15 protein-coding genes are annotated in these 22,335 nt (G+C 31.7%); 5 read left to right on the forward strand and 10 right to left on the reverse strand.

Annotated features, from left to right (window positions below; genetic code table 11):
* Positions 1-164: 164 nt before the first annotated feature.
* The 4 genes from ACIQ06_RS13815 to ACIQ06_RS13830 all read right to left on the reverse strand — a co-directional run bounded on the left by ACIQ06_RS13815 (position 165) and on the right by ACIQ06_RS13830 (position 6,922).
* Complete coding sequence (locus ACIQ06_RS13815; RefSeq protein ID WP_396147283.1) at positions 165-3,635, reverse strand: efflux RND transporter permease subunit; 3,471 nt, start codon at positions 3,633-3,635, stop codon at positions 165-167.
* A 75-nt stretch (positions 3,636-3,710) separates the two neighbouring features.
* The gene (locus tag ACIQ06_RS13820; protein ID WP_396147285.1) at positions 3,711-4,856 is read right to left on the reverse strand and encodes an efflux RND transporter periplasmic adaptor subunit; all 1,146 of its coding nucleotides are present in this window, start codon (positions 4,854-4,856) and stop codon (positions 3,711-3,713) included.
* A gap of 51 nt (positions 4,857-4,907) precedes the next feature.
* The gene (locus tag ACIQ06_RS13825) at positions 4,908-6,230 is read right to left on the reverse strand and encodes a TolC family protein (protein ID WP_396147287.1); all 1,323 of its coding nucleotides are present in this window, start codon (positions 6,228-6,230) and stop codon (positions 4,908-4,910) included.
* Positions 6,231-6,328: 98 nt separating this feature from the next.
* On the reverse strand, positions 6,329-6,922 hold the full coding sequence (locus tag ACIQ06_RS13830) for a TetR/AcrR family transcriptional regulator (RefSeq protein ID WP_396147289.1): 594 nt from the start codon (positions 6,920-6,922) through the stop codon (positions 6,329-6,331).
* A gap of 169 nt (positions 6,923-7,091) precedes the next feature.
* Between ACIQ06_RS13830 and ACIQ06_RS13835 the strand changes: the two genes are divergently transcribed.
* Positions 7,092-8,066 carry a polyprenyl synthetase family protein gene (locus ACIQ06_RS13835; RefSeq protein ID WP_396147291.1) on the forward strand — a complete coding sequence of 325 codons (975 nt, stop codon included), beginning with the start codon at positions 7,092-7,094 and terminating at the stop codon, positions 8,064-8,066.
* Positions 8,059-8,415 carry a hypothetical protein gene (locus ACIQ06_RS13840; protein ID WP_396147293.1) on the forward strand — a complete coding sequence of 119 codons (357 nt, stop codon included), beginning with the start codon at positions 8,059-8,061 and terminating at the stop codon, positions 8,413-8,415. The genes ACIQ06_RS13835 and ACIQ06_RS13840 overlap by 8 nt, the downstream gene beginning before the upstream one ends.
* Here the strand turns inward: ACIQ06_RS13840 and ACIQ06_RS13845 are convergent.
* A complete protein-coding gene (locus ACIQ06_RS13845; protein WP_396147295.1) occupies positions 8,412-8,774 on the reverse strand; it encodes a hypothetical protein in 363 nt (120 codons plus the stop codon). The genes ACIQ06_RS13840 and ACIQ06_RS13845 overlap by 4 nt on opposite strands.
* A 50-nt stretch (positions 8,775-8,824) precedes the next feature.
* A complete protein-coding gene (locus tag ACIQ06_RS13850) occupies positions 8,825-9,367 on the reverse strand; it encodes a hypothetical protein (RefSeq protein WP_396147297.1) in 543 nt (180 codons plus the stop codon).
* 114 nt (positions 9,368-9,481) lie between these two features.
* On the opposite strand from ACIQ06_RS13850, the gene ACIQ06_RS13855 reads away from it, so the two are divergent.
* The 3 genes from ACIQ06_RS13855 to ACIQ06_RS13865 all read left to right on the forward strand — a co-directional run bounded on the left by ACIQ06_RS13855 (position 9,482) and on the right by ACIQ06_RS13865 (position 14,806).
* On the forward strand, positions 9,482-12,253 hold the full coding sequence (locus ACIQ06_RS13855; protein ID WP_396147299.1) for a 2-oxoglutarate dehydrogenase E1 component: 2,772 nt from the start codon (positions 9,482-9,484) through the stop codon (positions 12,251-12,253).
* Between the two features lie 26 nt (positions 12,254-12,279).
* Positions 12,280-13,500: a 2-oxoglutarate dehydrogenase complex dihydrolipoyllysine-residue succinyltransferase gene (odhB, locus tag ACIQ06_RS13860; RefSeq protein ID WP_396147301.1), complete on the forward strand. Its 1,221-nt coding sequence runs from the start codon at positions 12,280-12,282 to the stop codon at positions 13,498-13,500.
* Positions 13,501-13,588: 88 nt separating this feature from the next.
* Positions 13,589-14,806, forward strand: a complete 1,218-nt coding sequence (locus tag ACIQ06_RS13865) for a TCR/Tet family MFS transporter (protein WP_396147303.1) — start codon at positions 13,589-13,591, stop codon at positions 14,804-14,806.
* Positions 14,807-14,884: 78 nt separating this feature from the next.
* On the opposite strand, the gene ACIQ06_RS13870 is transcribed toward ACIQ06_RS13865, so the two are convergent.
* The 4 genes from ACIQ06_RS13870 to ACIQ06_RS13885 all read right to left on the reverse strand — a co-directional run bounded on the left by ACIQ06_RS13870 (position 14,885) and on the right by ACIQ06_RS13885 (position 22,269).
* Positions 14,885-17,191 carry a T9SS type A sorting domain-containing protein gene (locus ACIQ06_RS13870; RefSeq protein ID WP_396147305.1) on the reverse strand — a complete coding sequence of 769 codons (2,307 nt, stop codon included), beginning with the start codon at positions 17,189-17,191 and terminating at the stop codon, positions 14,885-14,887.
* Positions 17,192-17,260: 69 nt separating this feature from the next.
* A complete protein-coding gene (locus tag ACIQ06_RS13875) occupies positions 17,261-17,698 on the reverse strand; it encodes a retropepsin-like aspartic protease (RefSeq protein ID WP_396147307.1) in 438 nt (145 codons plus the stop codon).
* The gene (locus tag ACIQ06_RS13880) at positions 17,674-20,259 is read right to left on the reverse strand and encodes a CHAT domain-containing protein (protein WP_396147309.1); all 2,586 of its coding nucleotides are present in this window, start codon (positions 20,257-20,259) and stop codon (positions 17,674-17,676) included. The genes ACIQ06_RS13875 and ACIQ06_RS13880 overlap by 25 nt, the downstream gene beginning before the upstream one ends.
* Before the next feature lie 3 nt (positions 20,260-20,262).
* The gene (locus ACIQ06_RS13885) at positions 20,263-22,269 is read right to left on the reverse strand and encodes a PKD domain-containing protein (protein WP_396147311.1); all 2,007 of its coding nucleotides are present in this window, start codon (positions 22,267-22,269) and stop codon (positions 20,263-20,265) included.
* Positions 22,270-22,335 lie beyond the last annotated feature (66 nt).

The following is a 22,335-nucleotide window of genomic DNA, read 5'->3' on the forward strand; positions in this document are numbered from 1 at the left end:
ACTACAATAAAAAACAGTTGCAAAAAGTAAAACGCTTATAACGGATGTATAAAATCCTACTATAAGCGTTTTTTTATTCTCTAAAAAACGGTGCTAATCAAAATAAACGATGTTTTTCAGTGCCCTCATATTTTTCGGAGCTTTTTTATTTAACTAAACAATTTTTATTCTTCAGTTGCTATTCTTCTTGATTCTCTTCTGTCTCTAAGTTTATATTTTACTCGTTTTACCAAGTAAAACATTACTGGAACCATAACAAGAGTTAAGACTGTTGCATAAGTCAATCCGAAGATGATGGTCCATGCTAATGGTCCCCAAAAGATTACGTTGTCACCACCAATAAATAAGTGTGGGTTTAAGTCAGTAATTAATCCGAAGAAGTCAAAGTTTAACCCAATTGCTAGTGGAATTAATCCAAGAACAGCTGTTAATGCAGTCAATAATACTGGACGTAAACGCGATTTTCCAGATTCGATGATTACTTCTTTTATTTCTTCTAATGATAAATCGTCGTGACTGTTTAAATGTTTTTCTGCTACTTTTTTGTCTAATAAAAGTACAAAGAAGTCCATTAATACAATTCCGTTTTTCACCACAATTCCGGCAAGGGAAATAATTCCCATCATGGTCATCAGGATTACGAAATCCATTCCAGCTATAACATATCCGTAGAATACACCACTAAAACTCAAGATAACTGTAAATAAAATTACCATTGTTTTAGAAACTGAATTAAATTGTAATACAATAATAATCGTAATTCCTGCTAAAGCTAAGAATAGAGCATACATCAAGAAGCTTTGGTTTTTTCCTTGTTCTTCTTGAACACCAGAAAACGAATAAGAAACTGTTTTTGGTAATTCATATCCTTTTAATTCTGCTTGTATTTGCTTTGTAATTTCATCACCATTAAAACCTGTCAAAACATTAGAATAAACCGTCATGATTCGTTTTTGGTTTTTTCTTTTGATTTGATTGTAAGTAGTCGTTTTCTCTGTTTGTGAAACCGCAGAAATTGGCACTTGCATCATCTGACCATTGTTTTGATTTCTGAACGTTAATGATTGATTGAACAATACATTTTCGTTTTTACGTTGGTCTTCTTGCATACGCATTGTGATGTTATAATCGTCGTCTCCTTCTTTATATGTTGAGATTTCTTGACCATAAACTGAACGACGTAAATTGAATCCTAATTGACCTGTAGAAACTCCTAAACTTCCGGCACTAACTCGGTCAACTTTTACTTCAAGTTCTGGACTTTCTTTATTTACATCAACGCTAAGTCTTTCAATTCCAGGAATGTTTTTAGAATTTATAAAAGCAATCATTTTGTCTGCTTCTTTCAACATAACATCATAGTCAATTCCTGTTAATTGAATACTAATTGGATAACCTGCTGGCGGACCATTTGAGTCTTTTTCCACAGTTACAGTAGCGCCTGCAATACCTTTTACTTTGGCACGAATTTCTTCTAAAACATCGGCTGTATTGACACCTTTTCTAAATTTGAATTCAGAGAAATTCACTGTAACTTTTCCTTTATATGGCGTTTCCGATGCTGAACCTGCATCAACATTTGGATTTCCTGCTCCAACACCTACTTGAGAAACAATAGATTCTGCAAGGTAATTTTCGTTAGTTCCTTCTTCAACATATTTGCTTAAAATATTGATTACTTGTTTTTCTACAAATAAAGTGGCTTTATTAGTTTTAGAAATATCGGTTCCTTGAGGATATTCGATATAAGTAATTACTTGATTTGGAATGTTGTCTGGGAAAAACAATACCTTTCTTGGAAAAATTCCCAATAACATAAATGAGAAAATTAACAACCCAATTATTCCAGCTAAAGCAAGCCATGCTTTTCTACCAGTTAATATTTTAGCCAAGAAGCTTTTGTACTTGTCTTCCATTCTTGGGAAGAAACTGTACTGAAAATCTTGCGTCCATTGGTATAATTTTATTTTGTATAACCACATTAATCCTAGAGAAATTAATGCTAAATGTCCAATTGCTCTTGCAAATTTTGAATCATATATATTTCCAATAAGAACAAAAATTACGGCAATAACTGTAAATATAATTGAATATAATTTTGCCGATTTTTTAGATACATTTTTATCTGTTGTATCCATCGAACCTCCAGTCATGGCAGCATTTACAACCATTGCCACAAATAAGGAAGCTGTTAATGTAACTGTCAATGTAATTGGGAAATACTTCATGAATTTACCCATTGTGCCTGGCCATAATAAGAAAGGTAAAAACGCCATCAAAGTAGTTGCTGTAGATGAAATTACAGGCCAAGCGATTTCACCAATTCCAATTTTGGAAGCCGAAACTCGATCCATTCCTTTTTGCATGTTGGCAAATACGTTGTCGACCACTACAATTCCGTCGTCTACAAGCATTCCTAATCCCATTACTAATCCAAAAAGAACCATAGTATTCAGTGTTAATCCGAATGCTGAAAGAATACTGAACGCCATTAACATTGATAATGGAATTGCCGCACCAACAAATAGTGAATTTCTTAATCCCATAGTGAACATCAATACAATCATTACTAACACAATTCCGAAAATGATGTGGTTAGAAAGTTCGTCTACTTGGTGTTCTACTCTTGATGATTGGTCATTAGTTAACTGTAATTCTAAATTAGATGGTAAATAAGATGCTTTAGCTTTTTCTAATTTTTCTTTAACTTGCTCAATCGCAGAAATCATGTTTTGGTTAGAACGTTTTTTTACGTTAAGCATTACCACTTCTTTACCTGATTCACGAGCGTAAGTAGTTTTTTCTTTCTCTTTAAAACTAATTTTAGCAATATCTTTTAGGTAAACAGCACCTCCATATGATTTGATAATAATATTTTCAAGTTCTTTAGGATCTTTTATTTCACCAACGATTCTAATATTATTTCTTGACCCTTGTGAAATTAAATTTCCACCTGAAAGTGTCATATTTTCATATTTCACCGCATTTTGAATTTCATCAAAAGAAACTTGAGCTGCGGTCATTTTAAAAATATCTACAGCAATTTCAACTTCTTTATCATCAACACCAAGGATATCAACTTTTTTAACTTCAGGAATTTCTTCAATATCATCTTGAAGTAGTTCGCCATATTTTTTAAGTTGTTGTGTAGTATAATTTCCTTTTAAGTTGATGTTCAAAATAGGCACTTCTTCCGAAATGTTTAATTCGAAAACGTTTGGTTCTACTTTACTTCCGTTGTCTAGATTTGGCCAATCGGTATCTGCTTTAGCAAAATCAACTTTGTCTTTGATTTTAACTTTTGCATTCTCAATAGTTACTTTATCAGCAAATTCTACGATAATCATTCCATAATCTTGAAACGAACTAGACGTAATTTTTTCTACTCCTGAAATGTTTTTGAACTCCTTTTCAAGTGGTTTAATCACTAATTTTTCAACATCTTCGGCAGAGTTTCCTGGGAAAACAGACGAAATGTATACTTTGTTCTCGATGATTTCTGGGAAATCTTCACGAGGCATCGTTATGTAGGCAATTACTCCTGTAATAACGATTAATAAGGTCAAGATATAAACAGTAACACGATTGTCTACTGCCCAACTTGATATACTGAATTCTTTATTTGTGTGACTCATATATTTTGTTGTTGGTTGTCGGTTATCAGTTGTCGGTTTAGAACTGACAACAGAAAACTGACAACAATTTTACATTTAGAAATTCAATTTCATTCCGTCTGCAATACTATTTACACCTTCAGTTACGATGATGTCATTAGCTGATAAACCGCTTAAAATTTCGGTAACATTATCTGATGATTTTCCAATTTTCACGAGTACTTTTTTAGCAGTACCTGTTTTACCATTTGAATTAGTTACCGTGAAAACAAACTTGTTTCCAGTTCCGTCTTCTTGTACCACATTTGTTGGAACTACAATTGCATTTTTACTTGTGTAATCAATGATTTTAAGTTTTGCAACTTGGTTTGGGCGCAATAAATTTTCAGGATTTGGCACGCTTACTTCAATTCCGAAACTTCTGTTATTTGGGTTGATGAAATTTCCAACTTGACGTACTTTTCCTTTGTATGTTTTTCCTAAAGAAGTTAAGAAAACATCAACTACAGTTCCTACTTTTAATTTACCAATATAAGTTTCTGGAACAGAAGTAGAAACATACATATTAGATAAGTTTACAATTCTCATAAGACCTTGTGGACTTGGCGAAACAATTTGTCCTTTTTCAACAAAAACTTCGTCTATTGTTCCTGAAAACGGAGCACGAATTAATGTTTTAGATACTTGAGCTCTCATTTGTGCAACTGCTTTTTGAGCAGAAATCATTTGAGTTTGAGCTTGAAGGAATTGAATTTCAGATCCAATTTTTTTATCCCAAAGATTCTTTTGTCTTTCAAATGATGTTTTTGCCAATGCGTATTGGTTTTCCAAACTTGCTAATTGTTGGCTCATTCCAGCATCATCAACTCTACCAAGAATTTGTCCTTTAGAAACTCTTTGTCCTGCTTTTACAGTTAAAGAAGTAAGGTTTCCGCTGAATTCTGGTTGAACAAGGATGTTTTCTTTTGTGTCAACATTACCTTGAATTTCTAAATAGTGACTAAAAGTAGTATCTTTTACTGATAACACAGAAACCAAGGCTTCTTGATTTTTAACTTCTACTAATTTTGAAAGAGCTTCATCAATTTTGGCCAAATCAGCTTGAATAAGACCTTTTTTAGTTTGAAGATCTTTTACATTACCAGCTTTAATTAATTCATCAACAGTTGTAGCATTTTCTTTTTTAGAGCAAGACAATATCGAGAAAGATATTATAGTGATTAAAAGTATTTTTTTACTCATGACTTTTATTTTTTGGAATTCGTGAATCGTCGATTTCATATTATTTTGGGATTAGTTTTTGTTTATTAATTTTTCTAAAGTTGCTTTTTTATTGATTACATCAAGCATTGCTTGAAGATAATTTTGTTGAGCAGAGTATAATTGTTCTTGAGCTTTTGTTAAATCGAAACTACTAGCTAGACCTTCTGTAAATTTGATTTGGTTTTTATTTTCAATTCGTTCTGCCAAATTCAAATTGTTTTTAGATGTTGTTAATTGTTCTAAACTAAATTCGTAATCGCTTTTAGCTTTTTCAAATTGTAATTTCAATTTTTGCTCTGTTTCTGTTAATTGTGTTTTAGATTGTTCTAAAGCAATTTTTGCTTGTTGTGTTCTAGAACTTCTTCCGAAACTACTAAAAATAGGAACGTTTAAATTAATTCCTAGGTTAGAATAATTAAACCATTGCTGGTTTTGATTAAAAAAAGTAAACGAATTTCCAAAGGCATTGGAACCAAAATTTACAGCCGCTCCAAGTGATGGTAATGCTTTACTTTTTTCTAACTTTAAAAGCAATTCTTTACTAGTTTGAAGATTTTGACCTATTTGATAATCAATGTTATTTGTAACATTAAATTCTTCTTTTAAAATAGCTAAGTCAACATTAGATTGTGTTAAGTTGTCTAATTTATCTGTAAGTTTTAACTCTTTATCTAAGTTAATTCCTAACAACAATTTCATCATATCATTTGCAATTGTTTTTTGACGCTTTACATTTTCAAGCGAACTGTTTATTGAAGACAATGTGATTTGTAATTGCTCCACATTTTCTTCTTCAATAAGTCCGTTTTTATAGATTTCTTTGGTGTCGGAAAGTGTTTTTTCTAAAATACCTTTGTTTTTTTGAAGAATCAAAATACTTTCATCTGCCAACAGAACATTTCCATAGGAGTTGATTACTATTTCTTTTATTTCTTGTGCAGTTTTTACTTTTGCGTTTTCAGATATTTTCAAATAGGTTTTTGCTGATTGCAATCCTACTAGATAAGAGCCGTCAAAAATTAACTGACTTAGTGTGGCAGAAGCATTCATAGTGTTGTATGTCCCAAAAGCTATAGTTTGAGATTGTCCATTCACTACTATTACATTTTGTTGAATTCTAAAATTGTTTACATATCCAATGTTACCATTAATTTGAGGTAAACCTATTGTAGTAGTTTCCCATTTTTTTTGTTTTGCGGCTTCAATATCTCTGTTAGCATTTAAAACAGAATAATTGTTTTGAATGGCATGTTCAATTGCTTGTTTCAAAGAGAATGAGTAACTCTCTTTTTGTTCTTGTGCTTGCAAAATTGAAGCAAAGAAAAGTAAGGTTAGAATGATTTTGTTTTTCATATGTAAATATTATTTGTTTGTTGGTGCATATGTATCGCTATTTTCATAGGTGTTTGCATTCGCAAACTTGTGTTTATGGCGATTTCATGGATTGATGATTATATATAGTTTATTAATTGTTTTTCTAATTCTATTATTCCTTTTGGTGTTGCGATGGCTCTTGTATGATATTCTAATGCTTTTCCTTCTAGTTTGGATGCTTCACTTTCTAATTGTGTGTTTTCGTTTATTGAAAAAATAAGCGTGTAATAGAACTTTGTAGCCGATTCAACATCTGTTTCTTGCCTATAAAGTCCTTGTTGAATTCCTTTTACAATATTTTGAGAAAACATTTTATTGCAATCTTCAATTTCATTAGCCATCATTTTTTCATAAATTTCAGGATAATGTTTTTTCAATTGATACGCTGGTGAATGATCAAAAGATTGAAACATTTCTTTGAACATTTTTCGCAATTCAAAATTTTCTTCTATTGCATTAAAGTTTTTGCTAACAACTTCGTCCATTAACGAATGAATTTTTTGATGAATAACTTCAGTTCCTTCTTCAATTAATTTCTCTTTGTTGCTAAAATATTTGTAAATTGTTTTTTTAGAAATGCACATTTCACAAGCAATATCATCCATAGTAACACTCTTGAAACCAAGTTTCAGGAACATGTCTGTTGCTTTTTTGATGATTTTTTCTTTCATTTTTCTTCTAAATTTCGATTGCAAATGTACGTTGGAAACTTTGAATACAAAAATAGTTTCCATAGTATTTACATAAATTTAACATTTGATAAAGAGTAGGTTTTACTCATTAAAGTTTTTTTGACTTACTTTTGTAATCCTGAAACATTAAAAATCAAACTCAGAATTAATGCACGCACTTTCTCACTATCAAGAACTTATTTCAGTTTATTTCACAGAATTGCATTTAAATAAAGAACCAAAAAATCTTTATGAACCAATCGAATACATTCTTCATTTAGGTGGAAAAAGAATGCGACCAATTTTAACATTAATGGCGACAGAGGTTTTTGATGTTGATTGTAAAAATGCTTTGGCAGCAGCAACAGCAATTGAAGTTTTTCATAATTTCTCATTGGTTCATGATGATATTATGGATGATGCGCCATTGAGAAGAGGAAATGAGACGGTTCACGAAAAATGGGATGTTAATACCGGAATTCTTTCTGGTGATGCAATGCTAATTTTGGCTTATCAGCATTTTGAAGAATATGAACCAAAGATTTTCAGAGAATTAGCAAAATTGTTCAGCAAAACTGCTCTTGAAGTTTGCGAAGGACAACAATACGACGTCGATTTTGAAACAAGAGAAGATGTTACCATTCCTGAATATTTAAAAATGATTGAATACAAAACAGCTGTTTTGGTAGGAGCAGCTATGAAAATGGGTGCAATTGTTGCAGAAACATCTGAAGATAATGCTAATTTAATTTATGATTTTGGCTTGAATTTAGGGATAGCTTTTCAATTACAAGATGATTATTTAGACGCTTTTGGTGATCCAGAAACTTTTGGAAAACAAGTTGGTGGCGATATTATTGAAAACAAAAAAACGTATTTGTATTTGAAAGCAATGGAGTTTTCTAATGCTGATGAAAAAGAGCAATTAACACATTTATTTTCGATTCAACCAAGTGATAATTCGGATAAAATAGAATCTGTAAAATCGATATTTAATCAAACAAAGGCATCTGAAGCCACTCAAAAAGCCATTCAAGAGTACACTTTTAAAGCATTTGAAACTTTAGAAAAAATGAATATTTCTAGTGATAAAAAACAAATGTTAAAAGCTTTTGGTGAAAACTTAATGAATAGAAATGTCTAGTTTTATAGCTCCAATATCAACAGACCACTTACTTTCTGAAGCAGAAAAAGAGAATTTGTACCAAAAACTTATTGAGCAATTAAATAAAGATTTCAATTTCGCAAATGAACCTGTAGATTTTCATCCAAGTACTAAACCTGATGAACTAAAAATTCAACTTCACGAAAAAATTTATCGATTAATTCAATACAAATTCGCCGAATACTTAAGTTTACTTTATATAGTTGATGTTCCCGAAGATCAGGTAAAAAAATTAGATGGTTCAGATATTATGGAATTATCCGAACAAGTCTCGTTTTTAATTTTAAAACGCGAATGGATGAAGGTGTGGTTTAGAAGTAAATATTAAAACCCTTTTATAATTTTATTTATAAACCCCATTATTAAAGCACTTTTAAAATCATTTGTTCCACTCGGATTAAATGAATCTATCCTTTGTCCATCTGGCCCAAAAAAAGAAAAGGATTTAGTGTTACTCATATAATACTTTCCACCTACTAAATAGTAATTATCATTCAAATTGGTCGTAGGGTTGTAAATTGAAAGTCGATACAAACTGCTTGGTTTGTTGTAGTTAAAATTTAGTGAGTAAGTGTTGTTAGAAAAATTTACAAAGGTTGATGGTAGCTTTGGCAAACTTTTAAATTGATTCTGACATAATACCGAAGAAGACGCTAATATAAAAATCAAAATGAAAATGTTTTTCATAATGTTAATTGTTTAAATTATTAAAAAATAAATTTTACAAATTGTTGCTTTTAAAAAAACACTCTCACAAAAGGCATAAATGCATCTCCGTAAACTCCATTATCGGTCTTGAAAAATAAATTATATCGTGCTCCAATAGTTACATTATCCATTCGATAACCAGCTCCAACAAAAAGTCCGGTGTTCCAAAAATTATCACTTCCAGATAAAAGTCCTTCAAACGATCTATTTACTCGTAATTGTTCTAATTCTGTAGATAATTGGATTTCTTCAATAGGATTAAAAAGTGCAATAAAACTTGCTCCATAGATATTTGAAGAGTAAAACCCTTTTTGCTTTAAGAAACTATATTGTACTCCAGTTCCTAAAGATACATAGGAATTGATATTGTAAATAGCCGTAGGAGAAACTGCAATGTTAGTAAAACCTGAACCAAATCCAAGGCCTAGTCCACCTCCAAATTGTACTTTACTCCAAAACTCACTTTTTTGAGTTTTTTCTGGGGTTTCTTGCGCCGAAATGGTAAAACTTAACGCAATAAAAAATACAAATGTTAATCTTTTTGTTAAATTGTGTAAGGCATTCTTTTTCATACGTATATATATAGTTAATTAGCGACATAAAAGTAGTAAAAACATTGAAAGATTGTTATAAATATTTTACTTTTGCATAAATTTTTTTAACACAACGATTATTTTATCTTAAATATGGATAGATTTTCCTTCTTAAACGCAGCACATACCGAATTTTTCGCGCAAACATACGATCAATATCTAATTAATCCAGATTCTGTTGAACCTAGTTGGAGAGCATTCTTTCAAGGTTTCGATTTTGGAATGACAACCTACAACGAAGAAAATATTGGACAACAGTTGGCAAATTTTGCTACTGAAAATCAAGATTGTTCTGTTGTTTCAGATAAAATCCAAAAAGAGTTCAATGTTCTTAAATTGATAGATGGCTATAGAACACGCGGACATCTCTTTACAGAAACCAATCCTGTTAGAGAAAGAAGAACTTATGAGCCAAATTTAGATTTAGCAAATTTCGGTCTTTCTGATGCTGATTTGAATACGGTTTTTGATGCTGCTAAAGTTATTGGACAGCAACCTCAAACTTTAAAAGAAATCATAACTCATCTTAAAAATGTGTACTGCCAGCATATTGGTATTGAGTACATGTACATGAGAAAACCAGAGGTTATTCAGTGGATTCAAAATAGAATCAACATTAACGATAACTTACCAAATTTTGATGGTGAACAAAAGAAACACATTTTAGGAAAACTAAACGAAGCGGTTTCTTTTGAAAATTTCCTTCATACAAAATACGTTGGTCAAAAACGTTTTTCTCTTGAAGGTGGCGAAAGTATTATTCCAGCACTAGATGCTTTGATTGAATCTGCTGCTGAAAAAGGTGTTGAACATTTCGTAATGGGAATGGCGCACAGAGGAAGATTAAATATTTTAGCCAATATCTTTGGAAAAGCAACGCAAGATATTTTCTCAGAATTTGACGGAAAAGATTACGATAAAGAATATTTTGATGGTGACGTAAAATATCATTTAGGTTTAACTTCTGAAAGAAAAACCAAATCGGGTAAAAAAATCAACATTAATTTAGCTCCAAATCCTTCGCACCTTGAAACAGTTGGTGCAGTTATTGAAGGAATTGCGCGTGCTAAACAAGATAAATACACTCCAGACGATTTCTCTAAAGTATTACCAATTGCAGTTCATGGTGACGCAGCCGTTGCCGGACAAGGAATTGTTTATGAAATTGTTCAAATGGCGCAACTTGACGGTTACAAAACTGGTGGAACAATTCATATTGTAATCAACAATCAAGTTGGATTTACTACTAATTACCAAGACGCACGTTCATCTACTTATTGCACAGACGTTGCAAAAGTGACACTTTCTCCAGTACTTCATGTTAATTCAGATGATACTGAAGCGGTTGTTCATGCTATGTTATTTGCTTTAGATTTCCGTATGCAGTTTGGACGCGATGTATTTATCGATTTATTAGGATATAGAAAGTATGGCCATAACGAAGGTGATGAACCACGTTTTACACAACCAGTTTTATATAAAATCATTGCTAAGCATAGAAATCCAAGAGATATTTATGCAGAGAAATTGATTACTGCTGGCATTGTTGATGCTGCTTATATTACCAAAATTGAAAACGAATACAAAGATAAATTAGATGAAAATCTTCAAGCATCTCGTAAAAAAGATTTGACGATTATCAAACCATTCTTGCAAGACGAATGGAAAGGATTTGAACAAGTATCGGATGATGTTATGTTGCAAAAATTTGATACTAAATTTGATAAAAAGAAATTAGATCAAATAGCCAATGAAATTTCAACTTTACCATCAGATAAAAAGTTCATAAGCAAAATCACAAAAATTATCACCGATAGAAAAACAATGTATGATAACAATGTTATCGATTGGGGAACAGCTGAATCACTTGCTTACGGTTCACTATTAACAGAAGGCTACGATGTTAGAATTTCTGGTCAAGATGTTGAAAGAGGAACATTTTCTCACCGTCATGCCGTTGTAAAAGTTGAAGACAGTGAAGAAGAAGTAATTCTTTTAAATTCACTTAAAGATAAAAAAGGGAAGTTCAATGTGTTTAATTCCTTCCTTTCAGAATATGGTGTTTTAGGTTTTGATTATGGTTATGCTTTAGCAAATCCAAATGCATTGACTATTTGGGAAGCACAATTTGGAGATTTCTCAAATGGTGCACAAATCATGATTGACCAATACATTTCATGTGGAGAAGACAAATGGAACAACCAAAACGGAATTGTTCTTTTATTACCTCACGGATATGAAGGACAAGGAGCAGAGCACTCTTCGGCTAGAATGGAACGTTATTTACAACTTTGTGCACGCCACAATATGTATGTTGCAGATTGTACAACGCCAGCCAATTTCTATCATTTGTTGAGAAGACAAATGAAAACGAAATTCCGTAAACCATTAATCCATTTTTCACCAAAAAGTTTGTTGCGTCATCCATTGTGTGTTTCAACACAAGAAGAATTATACAACGGACAATTTCAAGAAACAATTGATGACAATTCAGTAGATAAGAAAAAAGTAAAAACAGTTGTTTTCGTTACCGGAAAATTCTACTATGATATTCTTGCCGAAAGAGAAAAATTAGAAAGAAATGATGTAGCTTTGGTTCGTGTAGAGCAATTATTTCCTTTACCAGTAGAACAATTAAAAGCAATTATTGCTAGTTATCCAAACGCAGACGATTATGTTTGGGCACAAGAAGAGCCTAAAAACATGGGAGCTTACAGCTATATGTTGATGAATTTCAATTTAGTGCCTTGGAGATTAGCTTCATTAAAAGCATACGCAGCACCAGCAGCAGGAAGTCATACTAGAGATAGACGTCGTCATGCCGATGCAATTAGAATGGTTTTTGATAAAAATTTATTTAGATAATAACACACATATAAAATTATAAAAGGATGATTTTAGAAATGAAAGTGCCTTCACCAGGCGAATCGATAAAAGAAGTTGAAATTGCTACTTGGTTAGTAAAAGATGGCGATTATGTAGAAAAAGACCAAGCGATTGCTGAAGTAGATTCAGACAAAGCAACTCTTGAATTACCTGCTGAAGCAAGCGGAATTATTACTCTAAAAGCAGAAGAAGGTGATGCGGTTGCTGTTGGTGCAGTTGTTTGTTTGATTGACACAAGTGCAGCTAAACCATCAGGTGATGCTCCAGCACCAGCAAAAGAAGAAGCGAAACCAGTTGTAGAAGCTCCAAAAGCTGAGGTAAAAGCGGCTCCAGTTGCTGAAAAAACATATGCAACTCAAGCTCCATCTCCAGCTGCGAGAAAAATATTAGACGAGAAAAACATCCAACCAACTGAAATCGTTGGAACAGGAAAAGGTGGAAGAATCACTAAAGATGATGCTGTAAATGCGGTACCATCTATGGGAACTCCAACTACCGGAAATCGTGGTTCTGAGAGAACAAAATTATCAATGTTACGTCGTAAAGTAGCCGAAAGATTAGTTTCTGCTAAAAATGAAACAGCAATGTTAACTACGTTCAATGAAGTTGACATGACAGCTATCTATGCTTTAAGAGCCGAATATAAAGATGCATTTAAAGAGAAACACGGATTAGGTTTAGGATTTATGTCGTTCTTTACTAAAGCGGTTACAAGAGCATTACAATTATTCCCAGACGTGAACTCAATGATAGATGGTCAAGAGAAAATTTCTTACGATTTCTGTGATATTTCAGTTGCGGTTTCTGGTCCAAAAGGATTAATGGTTCCAGTTATGAGAAATGCTGAAACATTATCATTTAGAGGAGTTGAAGCTGAAATCAAAAGATTAGCAATTCGTGCTCGTGACGGACAAATTACTGTTGATGAAATGACTGGAGGAACATTCACAATTTCTAATGGTGGTGTTTTTGGAAGTATGTTGTCAACACCAATTATCAATCCTCCGCAATCAGGAATTTTAGGAATGCACAATGTTGTTGATAGAGCTATCGTGAAAAACGGACAAATAGTTATCGCTCCAGTAATGTATGTTGCTTTATCTTATGATCACAGAATCATCGACGGACGTGAGTCAGTTGGTTTCTTGGTTGCTGTAAAAGAAGCATTAGAAAACCCAGTAGAACATTTAATGGGTGGAAATGCTAAAAAAGCATTAGAATTGTAATTAAAATAAATTCCAAAATACAAATCCCAAATTCTATTTAGAGTTTGGGATTTTTTCGTTTATTTGCGTTCACTAACCAATACTTTTTATGGCATCAAACAAAAAATCGGCAGCAATAGGTTTTATTTTTATAACCATGCTTATCGATATTACAGGTTGGGGAATTATTATTCCAGTGATTCCGAAGTTGATTAAAGAACTAATTCATGGAGATATTAGTGAAGCGGCTAAAATTGGTGGTTGGTTAACTTTTGCTTATGCCATAACACAATTTGTTTTTGCACCATTAGTTGGAAATTTAAGTGATAAATTTGGTAGACGACCAATAATTCTAATATCGCTTTTTGCCTTTTCAATGGATTACTTATTGTTAGCTTTTGCTCCTACAATCACATGGATTTTCATTGGAAGAATTATAGCAGGTATTACAGGTGCGAGTATCACAACAGCTTCTGCCTATATTGCTGATGTCAGCACACTAGAAAACAGAGCCAAAAACTTCGGAATGATTGGTGCGGCTTTCGGTTTGGGATTCATAATAGGACCAGTAATCGGTGGACTTTTAGGACAATATGGATCGAGAGTTCCGTTTTATGCAGCTGCGGTTTTATGTTTATTGAACTTCCTTTACGGTTATTTTATTTTACCTGAATCTTTATCAAAAGACAACCGAAGAGAATTTAGTTTGAAAAGAGCTAATCCAATTGGTGCTTTTATGAATTTGAGAAAATATCCAAAGTTAATTGGGCTTGTAGTTTCTATTTTCTTGCTTTACACGGCTTCACATGCTGTTCATAGCAATTGGAGTTATTTTACGATGTACAAATTCAATTGGGATGAAAAAATGGTAGGAATTTCACTTGGAGCTATCGGACTTTTGGTCGGAATAGTTCAAGGTGGTTTGATACGCGTTATAAATCCGAAATTAGGAAACGAAAAAAGTATTTATGTTGGAATGGCACTTTATACTGTTGGAATGTTTCTATTTGCTACAGCGACTGAAAGTTGGATGATGTTCGCATTTTTAATACCTTATTGTCTTGGAGGAATCGCTGGTCCTGCGATGCAAGCCGTTATTTCAAGTCAAGTTCCAGCTAATGAACAAGGAGAAATTCAAGGAACGCTTTCAAGTTTAATGAGTGCTTCTGCAATTGTTGGACCACCAATGATGAGTACAGTTTTTTATTACTTTACTCATAAAGAAGCTCCGTTTCAGTTTGCTGGTGCGCCATTTGTATTAGGTGGAATTTTGATGTTTTTAAGCACCATTATTGCGTATTTTTCTTTTAAAAACAATAATAAGTAGTTAATAAATTCTAAAATAAATCCCAAATTCAAATGTTAAACTTTGGAATTTGGGATTTATTAATTTAGAATAATAACTTTATTCTTTAATTATTTTGATTGTTTTTTCTTGACCTTCACTAATAACTTTTACAAAGTAAACTCCATTTGCAAGTTCACTCAAATTAAGTTCTGTTTGTAATTCATTAATTTTTTTCGTGAGAATTCTTTGCCCAAGTAGTGAAGTAATTTCTATTTCTTCTATTAATGAAGCGTTAGAAATTGATAAACTATTTTTCACTGGATTTGGATAATAATTCAAATTATTGAAAGCAAAGTTTTGATTGGATAAGTTTGCTACAAATTCGGTATTACAAACATCTGTTACAATGGGTGGATTAAAATCGAAATAAATATTAGCGAAATTTGGAATGATGTCACCAATAGCATAACCTGCTTCAGGTTTAATTTGAAAAGTAATATAACCATGACCAATTTGTGTATTTGGAACTGATGGTGGTAAATCGATACCATCGAATTTCCATGACAAATTACTTCCTGTTCTGCTTAGAACATAATTATGTGAGGAAGCAACCATGATAATTGAATTTTCATCAAGATCAGCATCTAAAACATCATCAACTCTAACCGTTATTGCATTAGCATTTCCTGTGTTTTCAAATCGAATGGTATACGTTAAATAATCGTTTGATGTAAATGTAGAATGAAGAATTTTGCCTCCATGATTTTCATGTTTGTCATTTGGATCGTAAGCACCACGAATATCTTGTGTCAAACTTGCATTATTGTTATTCACATTTGCATCACCAGATGGTATTGTTACTGAAACTGTATTTGTTACCAATTGACCAAGAGATACTGTTGGTATTGTTGGAACTTGAAGTGTTACATAAACATAACGAATTTCAAATGGCAGTAAGTTGGTGAAATTATAAGTAAACCCTGTTGCAGTAGCTGTTGCGCCAGATGGAAGAGTAGAAATTGCTAAAGCATTATCTTTTGTGAAAGTTACGGTTCCAGAAGTGATGGTTTGATTACCATTGTTTTTTATTGTAAAATAATTGTAATAGCTAAACCCAGGTCTTGGACCTCCAGAAGGACCCAAATAAACTGCTAAATCAGTATATGGAATAACGGTTATTGGAAAATTATAAGTTGTTATTCCAGAACCATTCGGTACAGTGATATTGGTATAGGTTGTCGGACAAGTATAGTAAGCATTAGGAGTTGTATAACTAAAATTATAAGTTGTAGCTGGATTACTTTCATACAAATAATTTATTCCTGTACTTGAATATAAATTGGTTGTTGCGCCTCCATTTATTGAATAATTGAAGTATCCACCAGAAAAGAAACTTTCCGAAGCGTCTTTTATTCCGTTAGAATTACTGTCAATAAATGCTTGAAGTTTTATACCATTAGATTGGCTTAAAGGTGTGGTGATTCCGTCTAAACAATTTTGTTCTCCTGAACCTGCACAAATACAAATCAATCCAAAAACACTTCCTGCATTTATTTCTGCTTGCGTTATAACATGAACTCCTGTAAAAAAAGTACTATTAGAAGCTCCTGCATTCAAACTTGCAAGTGTTCCGCCACTAACAGTCATTGAATATTGACAGGCAGTAAGATTAGTCATTGTGGTAGTTCCGATATTTGTTAGTGTAATTTGATAGTTAATTACATCACCAACGTTTACAAATCCGTCATTGTTATAATCATTATAAGTAGCAACCATATCAATTTCTAAAGGAATGTAGTTTACCACAATAGTCACTACAGCAGTATCACAATTTATTGGATTTAATGCTTCACAGATTTGGTAAACTACTGGATAGGTTCCACTTGGTAAATTTGGACTTACACTTATGGTTCCATCAGGATTAAATGTCAACCCAGCAGGAACACTTACAGCAGTTGCAAAAACACTATTTGGAACACCAAGTGAGATTAAAGGCAATCCATTAATTGTGTCATTATCTAATACACTTGGTGTTGTTCCACCAAGTGAATCAAAAACAAAAGAATCATCAACGGCATTAATTATACTTGATTGAATAAATACAGTTGCTGTAGCATTATCACAATTATTTGGATTTGCAACTTCACAAATTGAATAAGTTATTGTGTATGTTCCAGGAAGTGTATTCGGTGCAACGGTTAAAATACCATTTGAATCAATACTTAGTTGGCCAATTGTAGTTGGTGTAATATTTACAGTTGACATTGTTGTTGAAACACCATTTAAAGTGTCATTAGAAGTAACCACTGGAGTAAACGGTAGCGGGAACTGATAAAAATCATCATTAGCAACAATTTGCCCAAAAGAGTTTAAAGACATTGTCAATAGAAAAAATAAAAGTATTGAAGTGTAAAGTTTTCTCATAATCAAATAATTAAGTATCAAATGTATTAAAAAAGATGTAAGAATTGTTCTTCTAAATGATATTTAGAATTACTTCAAATACAAACAATGATTATAATAATCTATAATAGCTTTTCCTTGTAATAAAATATCGGCCCCAATAATTCCTTGAACTGGTTTGGCTTTGTATTGTTGTAACGCTATGTTAACATGAGATAAATCAAAAATCACCAAATGAAAATCAGTTTCTTTCCATCTGCCAAGTTGTAAGGTGTTGTTTTTTGCAACTTGCGTAAACATTCCTGTAGCACCAGCACCAGCTGCTCTGGTTTTAGATTTTTTGGCTTTTAGTTGAAATAATTCAACGCTCTCAAATCCAACGCAACTATTACTTGCACCAGTATCTAGAATAAAGTTTCCTTTTACTCCGTTAATACTTGCCTTTATCAGTAAATGCTGAGTTTTGGAAACTTTGAAAGCAATTTTTTTGTAATTGTTTTTCTTTAAAGTCGTTTGGAATTCTTCCATTTTTTTAAAATTTTGAACAGCAAAAGTAAAGCAATTGCACTTCCTAAAATGGAAAACCAAATAAAATAGTTTCCATTAGAGTTGGTTTCTAATGTTCCGTAATATACAAAGGCACTCCAATAATAAGGTGATTTTTTTGCGTTTGGAATCGATTCGTCAGAAAGAAAATCAAGCTTTGCTTTATTGGTAGCTTCATAATAGGATTTGCCAGATTTTATATTGGAGTAGAATTTGTCCATCAAAATTGAAGTCGTAAAATCGTTTACTTTCCATAAGGAGAATAACAGATTTTGAGCTCCAGCAAATTGAAATCCTCTTGCAATACTCATCGCTCCTTCAGCTTTATAAAGTTTACCAATTCCTGTTTCGCAAGCACTCAATACCACTAAATTTGGGTTGATTTCTAAATTATATAACTCAGAATATAAGATTTCGGAGTTATAAAATTTGATATTCGCCTGATCTATAATATCGCCTGAATCGGCATGTGTTGAAAGATGAAGAATGGAATAATTTTGGGCATTTGAACTGAAATTTTTAAATGTTGCTTCGGTTTTTGAAAGATAATTGCCATCAAATTTCTCTTGAATAGCTTCCATTTCTTTTTTGGAAAAAGCTAGTTCTAAATTGGTTTTTTCAAATATTGGAAACACGCCAAGAACAGTTTCTTTATCAAATTTAAAAGGAACGGAGTTCAAATAAAATGAAGCAGAATTGTTGTAGCCAATTGCGAAATCATTTAATAAATAATTCATTTTGGCAAAATTGGTTGTCTTAGACTCTTTTGTAATTAATGCTTCAAAAGGAAGAAAAGTAAGTATTCCATCTGGAATAACGATGAGGTTTTTATAAGTTGATTTTGCTGGAAGTTTCAGCATTTTATAAACTAAAAATCCATCATAATTATAATCAGAAACATGGTTTGCAATCTTTTCACTATCAGAAAAATAATCAATAAATGATCTTATTTTTCTAATGGAATTATCGTCGTTTTTAATAAAATCTAACTTTATATTTCCGTTTTCTAAAGTGAAAACATATATTCTGTTTTGACCATAGAAATATTCAACCAAAGCAGCTTTGTCTTTTTTTAGTTTTGAATACAAATTATTAATAGCAACTATTTTGGATTCATTTGATTTTTCAGACGTTTTCGATTTCAATAATAGCATCAATTCATTTTGCTTTTTGATGGCGTTATTGATTACAGAAATATCGGCTGAATCTAATTTTTGTTGCTCTTTGCTAATTATAGTATTCCAGTTTTGAAGTTGTTCTAAAATTAGTTTTTCTTCTCTTGATATTGTTTTGTTTTTCGAAATAGTTTGACTTAAAACTGCAGATTTTGTTTGTTCTTGCAACACAAAAGCACTTTCGAGATAAATTACTTTTTTCTCTTTTTGATAAAGTGAATAGTAGATGTCAAGACATTTTTCGGTTCGATTTCGGTTTCTAATCTGCGAAATTATTTTAGAGTTTTCATAAACTAAAAGCGATTGAAATAACTCCTCTATATGAAAAGAAAGTTGATAGCTTTCTAATGCTTTTTTTGGTTGATTCTGTGCTAAAAACAGTTCGGCTTGTAAATCTAAAGCATCTAATAAAGTGGTTTCTGCATAAAGAGAATTCTTATTGGGAAGATTGCCTTTTGATTTATTAAAATAAGGAATTAGAATCGTAAAAGCGTCTTTGATTTTGATATCTGCCTCCGATATTTTTCCTTCTTTGAATAACAAATTGGCTTCTTCAATACTAAATTGAGCTTTTTTTCGAGGTTCTAAATTTGATAATTTGTTGAACTCATTTCGTGCTTTTTCTAAATAGGAATCTGCTAATTTTACATCTGAATAAAGGTTTAATTTTGATAAATTTCTATAAGCATTTGATAAAGTTTCAATTTGAGATTTATCTGATTTTAATAAAGAAATAGATTGTAAATAGGAACTTTCTGCTTTGTCAGATTTAGTATTCAGAAAATAATTATTTCCTAAATTATTCAATAGAACACCTTTTTGTGTAGCAGTTAATCTTTCTGTTTTTATTGTTTTTTCAAGTAAATCGATAGCCTCATTAATTCTACCTGAGTTTTGATATACATTGGATAAATTGAGAATTGCCGCATACTTTTGTGCCTGATTTTTTTCAACATTAGCAATGTAAAAGTATTGTTTTATGGTATTTTCTGCATTGTCATAATCCCCAATAATAGTATAAAGATTGCCTAATGGTTTTAAACAGAACTCGGTTATATCATAGTCAGAAAGTTTGTTTTTTTGAAACAACTGCCATGCACTTTCATAACTTGAAATAGCTTTATTGGCTAACCCAAATTGATTTTGATAGTAAGCTTTATTACTTTTTAAAATTACCAAAGCAAGAATTTCAGCTTTTGATTTTGGATGAAATGTTTTTTCTAAAATTTCTAGTTTTTTCAAATTTTCATCACTCGGATTGGCAACAAATACATCTATTGCATAATAGATTTTATCTTCTAAAGTAACCGCATTACTTTGAGAAAATATCATTTGAGTGAATAAGAAAAGAAGAATTATTTTCCGCATAAATTAAAACTTCCAAATACCATAAAACTGCCAGTAATCAAACTCTTTTTCAAAGTTTTTGTAATATCTAATTCCAACACTTGGTCCAATTCTGGCAAAGCCAAAAGTTACATCTGCAAACAAACTAGTCTGGGTTTTTGAGAAATTTTTTGAAGTAGTTTTTGAACTATTAGATTCTTGTAAATCGGTTATTTCATTTCCTTGAATAGGTGGGTTTTGACCAAAATTTACAGCATAATATTTTTTTGAAAAATTATTTTCTACAGTTTCATTCATTATTAAGGATAGTTGAGGTCCAGCGCCAACACCAATATAATTGTTGATGTTATAACGTAAAGAAATAGGTACAATATCAATTAAATTTCTAGTTAATTTTGAGGAATTCGATGTTTGAGTAAATGCGGCATCAACAACAGTTCCATTACTCAATAGGATTGGAGGTGTAAATTGTTGCAAAAGTAGAGGTGAAGTAGTATTTTTTCCGCCAGTTTCAAGATGATTAAAATATAGTTCCGATTGCCAATAAAAGCGATAAGATTTATATGGAGAAATTGTAGCTCCAACAAAAAAACTCTTTGGGTTTTCTTGATCTGGAAAATAATTGTATCCAGCTTTTGCTCCAATTGAAATTCCGGGTTTGAATCTTGTTACAGCATAATTAGTAATTACTGGTTCGTTTTTATCAAAGAAAATTGAAGTTTTACTTTTGGTTTTTATCTTGTGAAAATCTTTGGCAAATTTCAATGAATATTTTACAAATCCTTTAGTCGAATCGCGTTCTTTTACATTCTTTTGTTGACTTCCAGGGAGATAAATATTTTTAAATGTAAAATGAATTTGGCCCTTTTTAATTATCGTATCCAAACAACTGTAATTTACAATTTCATTTTTAGGACATATCGGACATTTGGGATATAAATCAACAATTTGGAGTGTTTTTTTATCAAACATTTCTGGGATATCGGTTTCAAGTCTAATGGTTTTTGCTGGACCTTCACCATCATTTTGAAAACGCGTTTTGAAATTTAGTGTTTTTAATCGAACCAATCTATAATTGATAAGAGTTCCGTTACTAGACATTTTATTAGGATCATGAGAAGTCACAATCTCCATTTCTAATGTTTTCTTTTTATGGTTTTTGTAGTTTCTATCAGGAACATAAACACCACGCATTCTTACAGTCGCACTAGTGTCTTTTATCATATCTGGAGTTGTTTTGAAACTCATAAAAACATTTCGAGTTTCTTTAGCATTCATAGCATCAAATTCTAAAATTTTCACATCAGAAAACAAGGCTTTGCTTTCTGCTAAAGTCATGTCTAAGTTTTCATCTTCAATAGAAAAGGATTTTTTGAAATAAGTATAATCATCAACTGAAGCTACATTTTCATTAGAATTATTTTTGTCGTCAACAGAAGCAATTCCGTTTTCAATAATTTCTCTTTCTCCAAAATGTGTTCGAGTTTCTAATAGTTCGAAGTTTTTATTTTTAAACTCTTTATCGTTGTAAAACAAGTATAATTTTCCGCTAGAAACATAATCAAGAAGATTTTGATAACTCAAAACGATAATCATTTCTTCCTCCGGAACTGGTTCGCGATTGTTGAATATTTTAAATCCATCTTCCGTTTCAATAGAAGCAATATCCTCCGATTTGTCATCAGTAATTTCTGTTATAGCAACAGTTTTTGGTCGAGTAGAAGGTGGTTTTCCATTGTCATAATTATTTGTAACAGCAAGGTTTACTTTGTAATCGCCTTTCTTTTTGTATACTTTTTTAGGTTCTTTAGCTTTGCTATAACTGCCATCGCCAAGTTCCCAAAAGTAACTATAACTTGCTGGTGGCGCACCGGCAATTTGATTTAATGGAGGAGTTTCTGGTTTTAAAGAAACCAAGTTTCCTTTTTTATCAAAGCTAATAGTAGCTTTTCTGGTAACTGTATCTTTTACTTTTGTTTGAGAAAAAGAAAAAAAGGTAGTTAAAAACAGGAGTAAAACTAATTTTTTCATTGTAAAAAGGTTGGTTAGCATTTATAAAAATAACAAAAAGCGATGAATAAATCACCGCTTTTCCAA

This window comes from Flavobacterium sp., assembly GCF_044341265.1.
GTDB lineage: Bacteria > Bacteroidota > Bacteroidia > Flavobacteriales > Flavobacteriaceae > Flavobacterium.

Bases quoted from the DNA above. Each gene is read 5' to 3' on its own strand.
- ACIQ06_RS13815 (WP_396147283.1), bottom strand. From the start codon at position 3,635: ATGAGTCACACAAATAAAGAATTCAGTATATCAAGTTGGGCAGTAGAC.
- ACIQ06_RS13820 (WP_396147285.1), bottom strand. From the start codon at position 4,856: ATGAGTAAAAAAATACTTTTAATCACTATAATATCTTTCTCGATATTG.
- ACIQ06_RS13825 (WP_396147287.1), bottom strand. From the start codon at position 6,230: ATGAAAAACAAAATCATTCTAACCTTACTTTTCTTTGCTTCAATTTTG.
- ACIQ06_RS13830 (WP_396147289.1), bottom strand. From the start codon at position 6,922: ATGAAAGAAAAAATCATCAAAAAAGCAACAGACATGTTCCTGAAACTT.
- ACIQ06_RS13835 (WP_396147291.1), top strand. From the start codon at position 7,092: ATGCACGCACTTTCTCACTATCAAGAACTTATTTCAGTTTATTTCACA.
- ACIQ06_RS13840 (WP_396147293.1), top strand. From the start codon at position 8,059: ATGTCTAGTTTTATAGCTCCAATATCAACAGACCACTTACTTTCTGAA.
- ACIQ06_RS13845 (WP_396147295.1), bottom strand. From the start codon at position 8,774: ATGAAAAACATTTTCATTTTGATTTTTATATTAGCGTCTTCTTCGGTA.
- ACIQ06_RS13850 (WP_396147297.1), bottom strand. From the start codon at position 9,367: ATGAAAAAGAATGCCTTACACAATTTAACAAAAAGATTAACATTTGTA.
- ACIQ06_RS13855 (WP_396147299.1), top strand. From the start codon at position 9,482: ATGGATAGATTTTCCTTCTTAAACGCAGCACATACCGAATTTTTCGCG.
- odhB (WP_396147301.1), top strand. From the start codon at position 12,280: ATGATTTTAGAAATGAAAGTGCCTTCACCAGGCGAATCGATAAAAGAA.
- ACIQ06_RS13865 (WP_396147303.1), top strand. From the start codon at position 13,589: ATGGCATCAAACAAAAAATCGGCAGCAATAGGTTTTATTTTTATAACC.
- ACIQ06_RS13870 (WP_396147305.1), bottom strand. From the start codon at position 17,191: ATGAGAAAACTTTACACTTCAATACTTTTATTTTTTCTATTGACAATG.
- ACIQ06_RS13875 (WP_396147307.1), bottom strand. From the start codon at position 17,698: ATGGAAGAATTCCAAACGACTTTAAAGAAAAACAATTACAAAAAAATT.
- ACIQ06_RS13880 (WP_396147309.1), bottom strand. From the start codon at position 20,259: ATGCGGAAAATAATTCTTCTTTTCTTATTCACTCAAATGATATTTTCT.
- ACIQ06_RS13885 (WP_396147311.1), bottom strand. From the start codon at position 22,269: ATGAAAAAATTAGTTTTACTCCTGTTTTTAACTACCTTTTTTTCTTTT.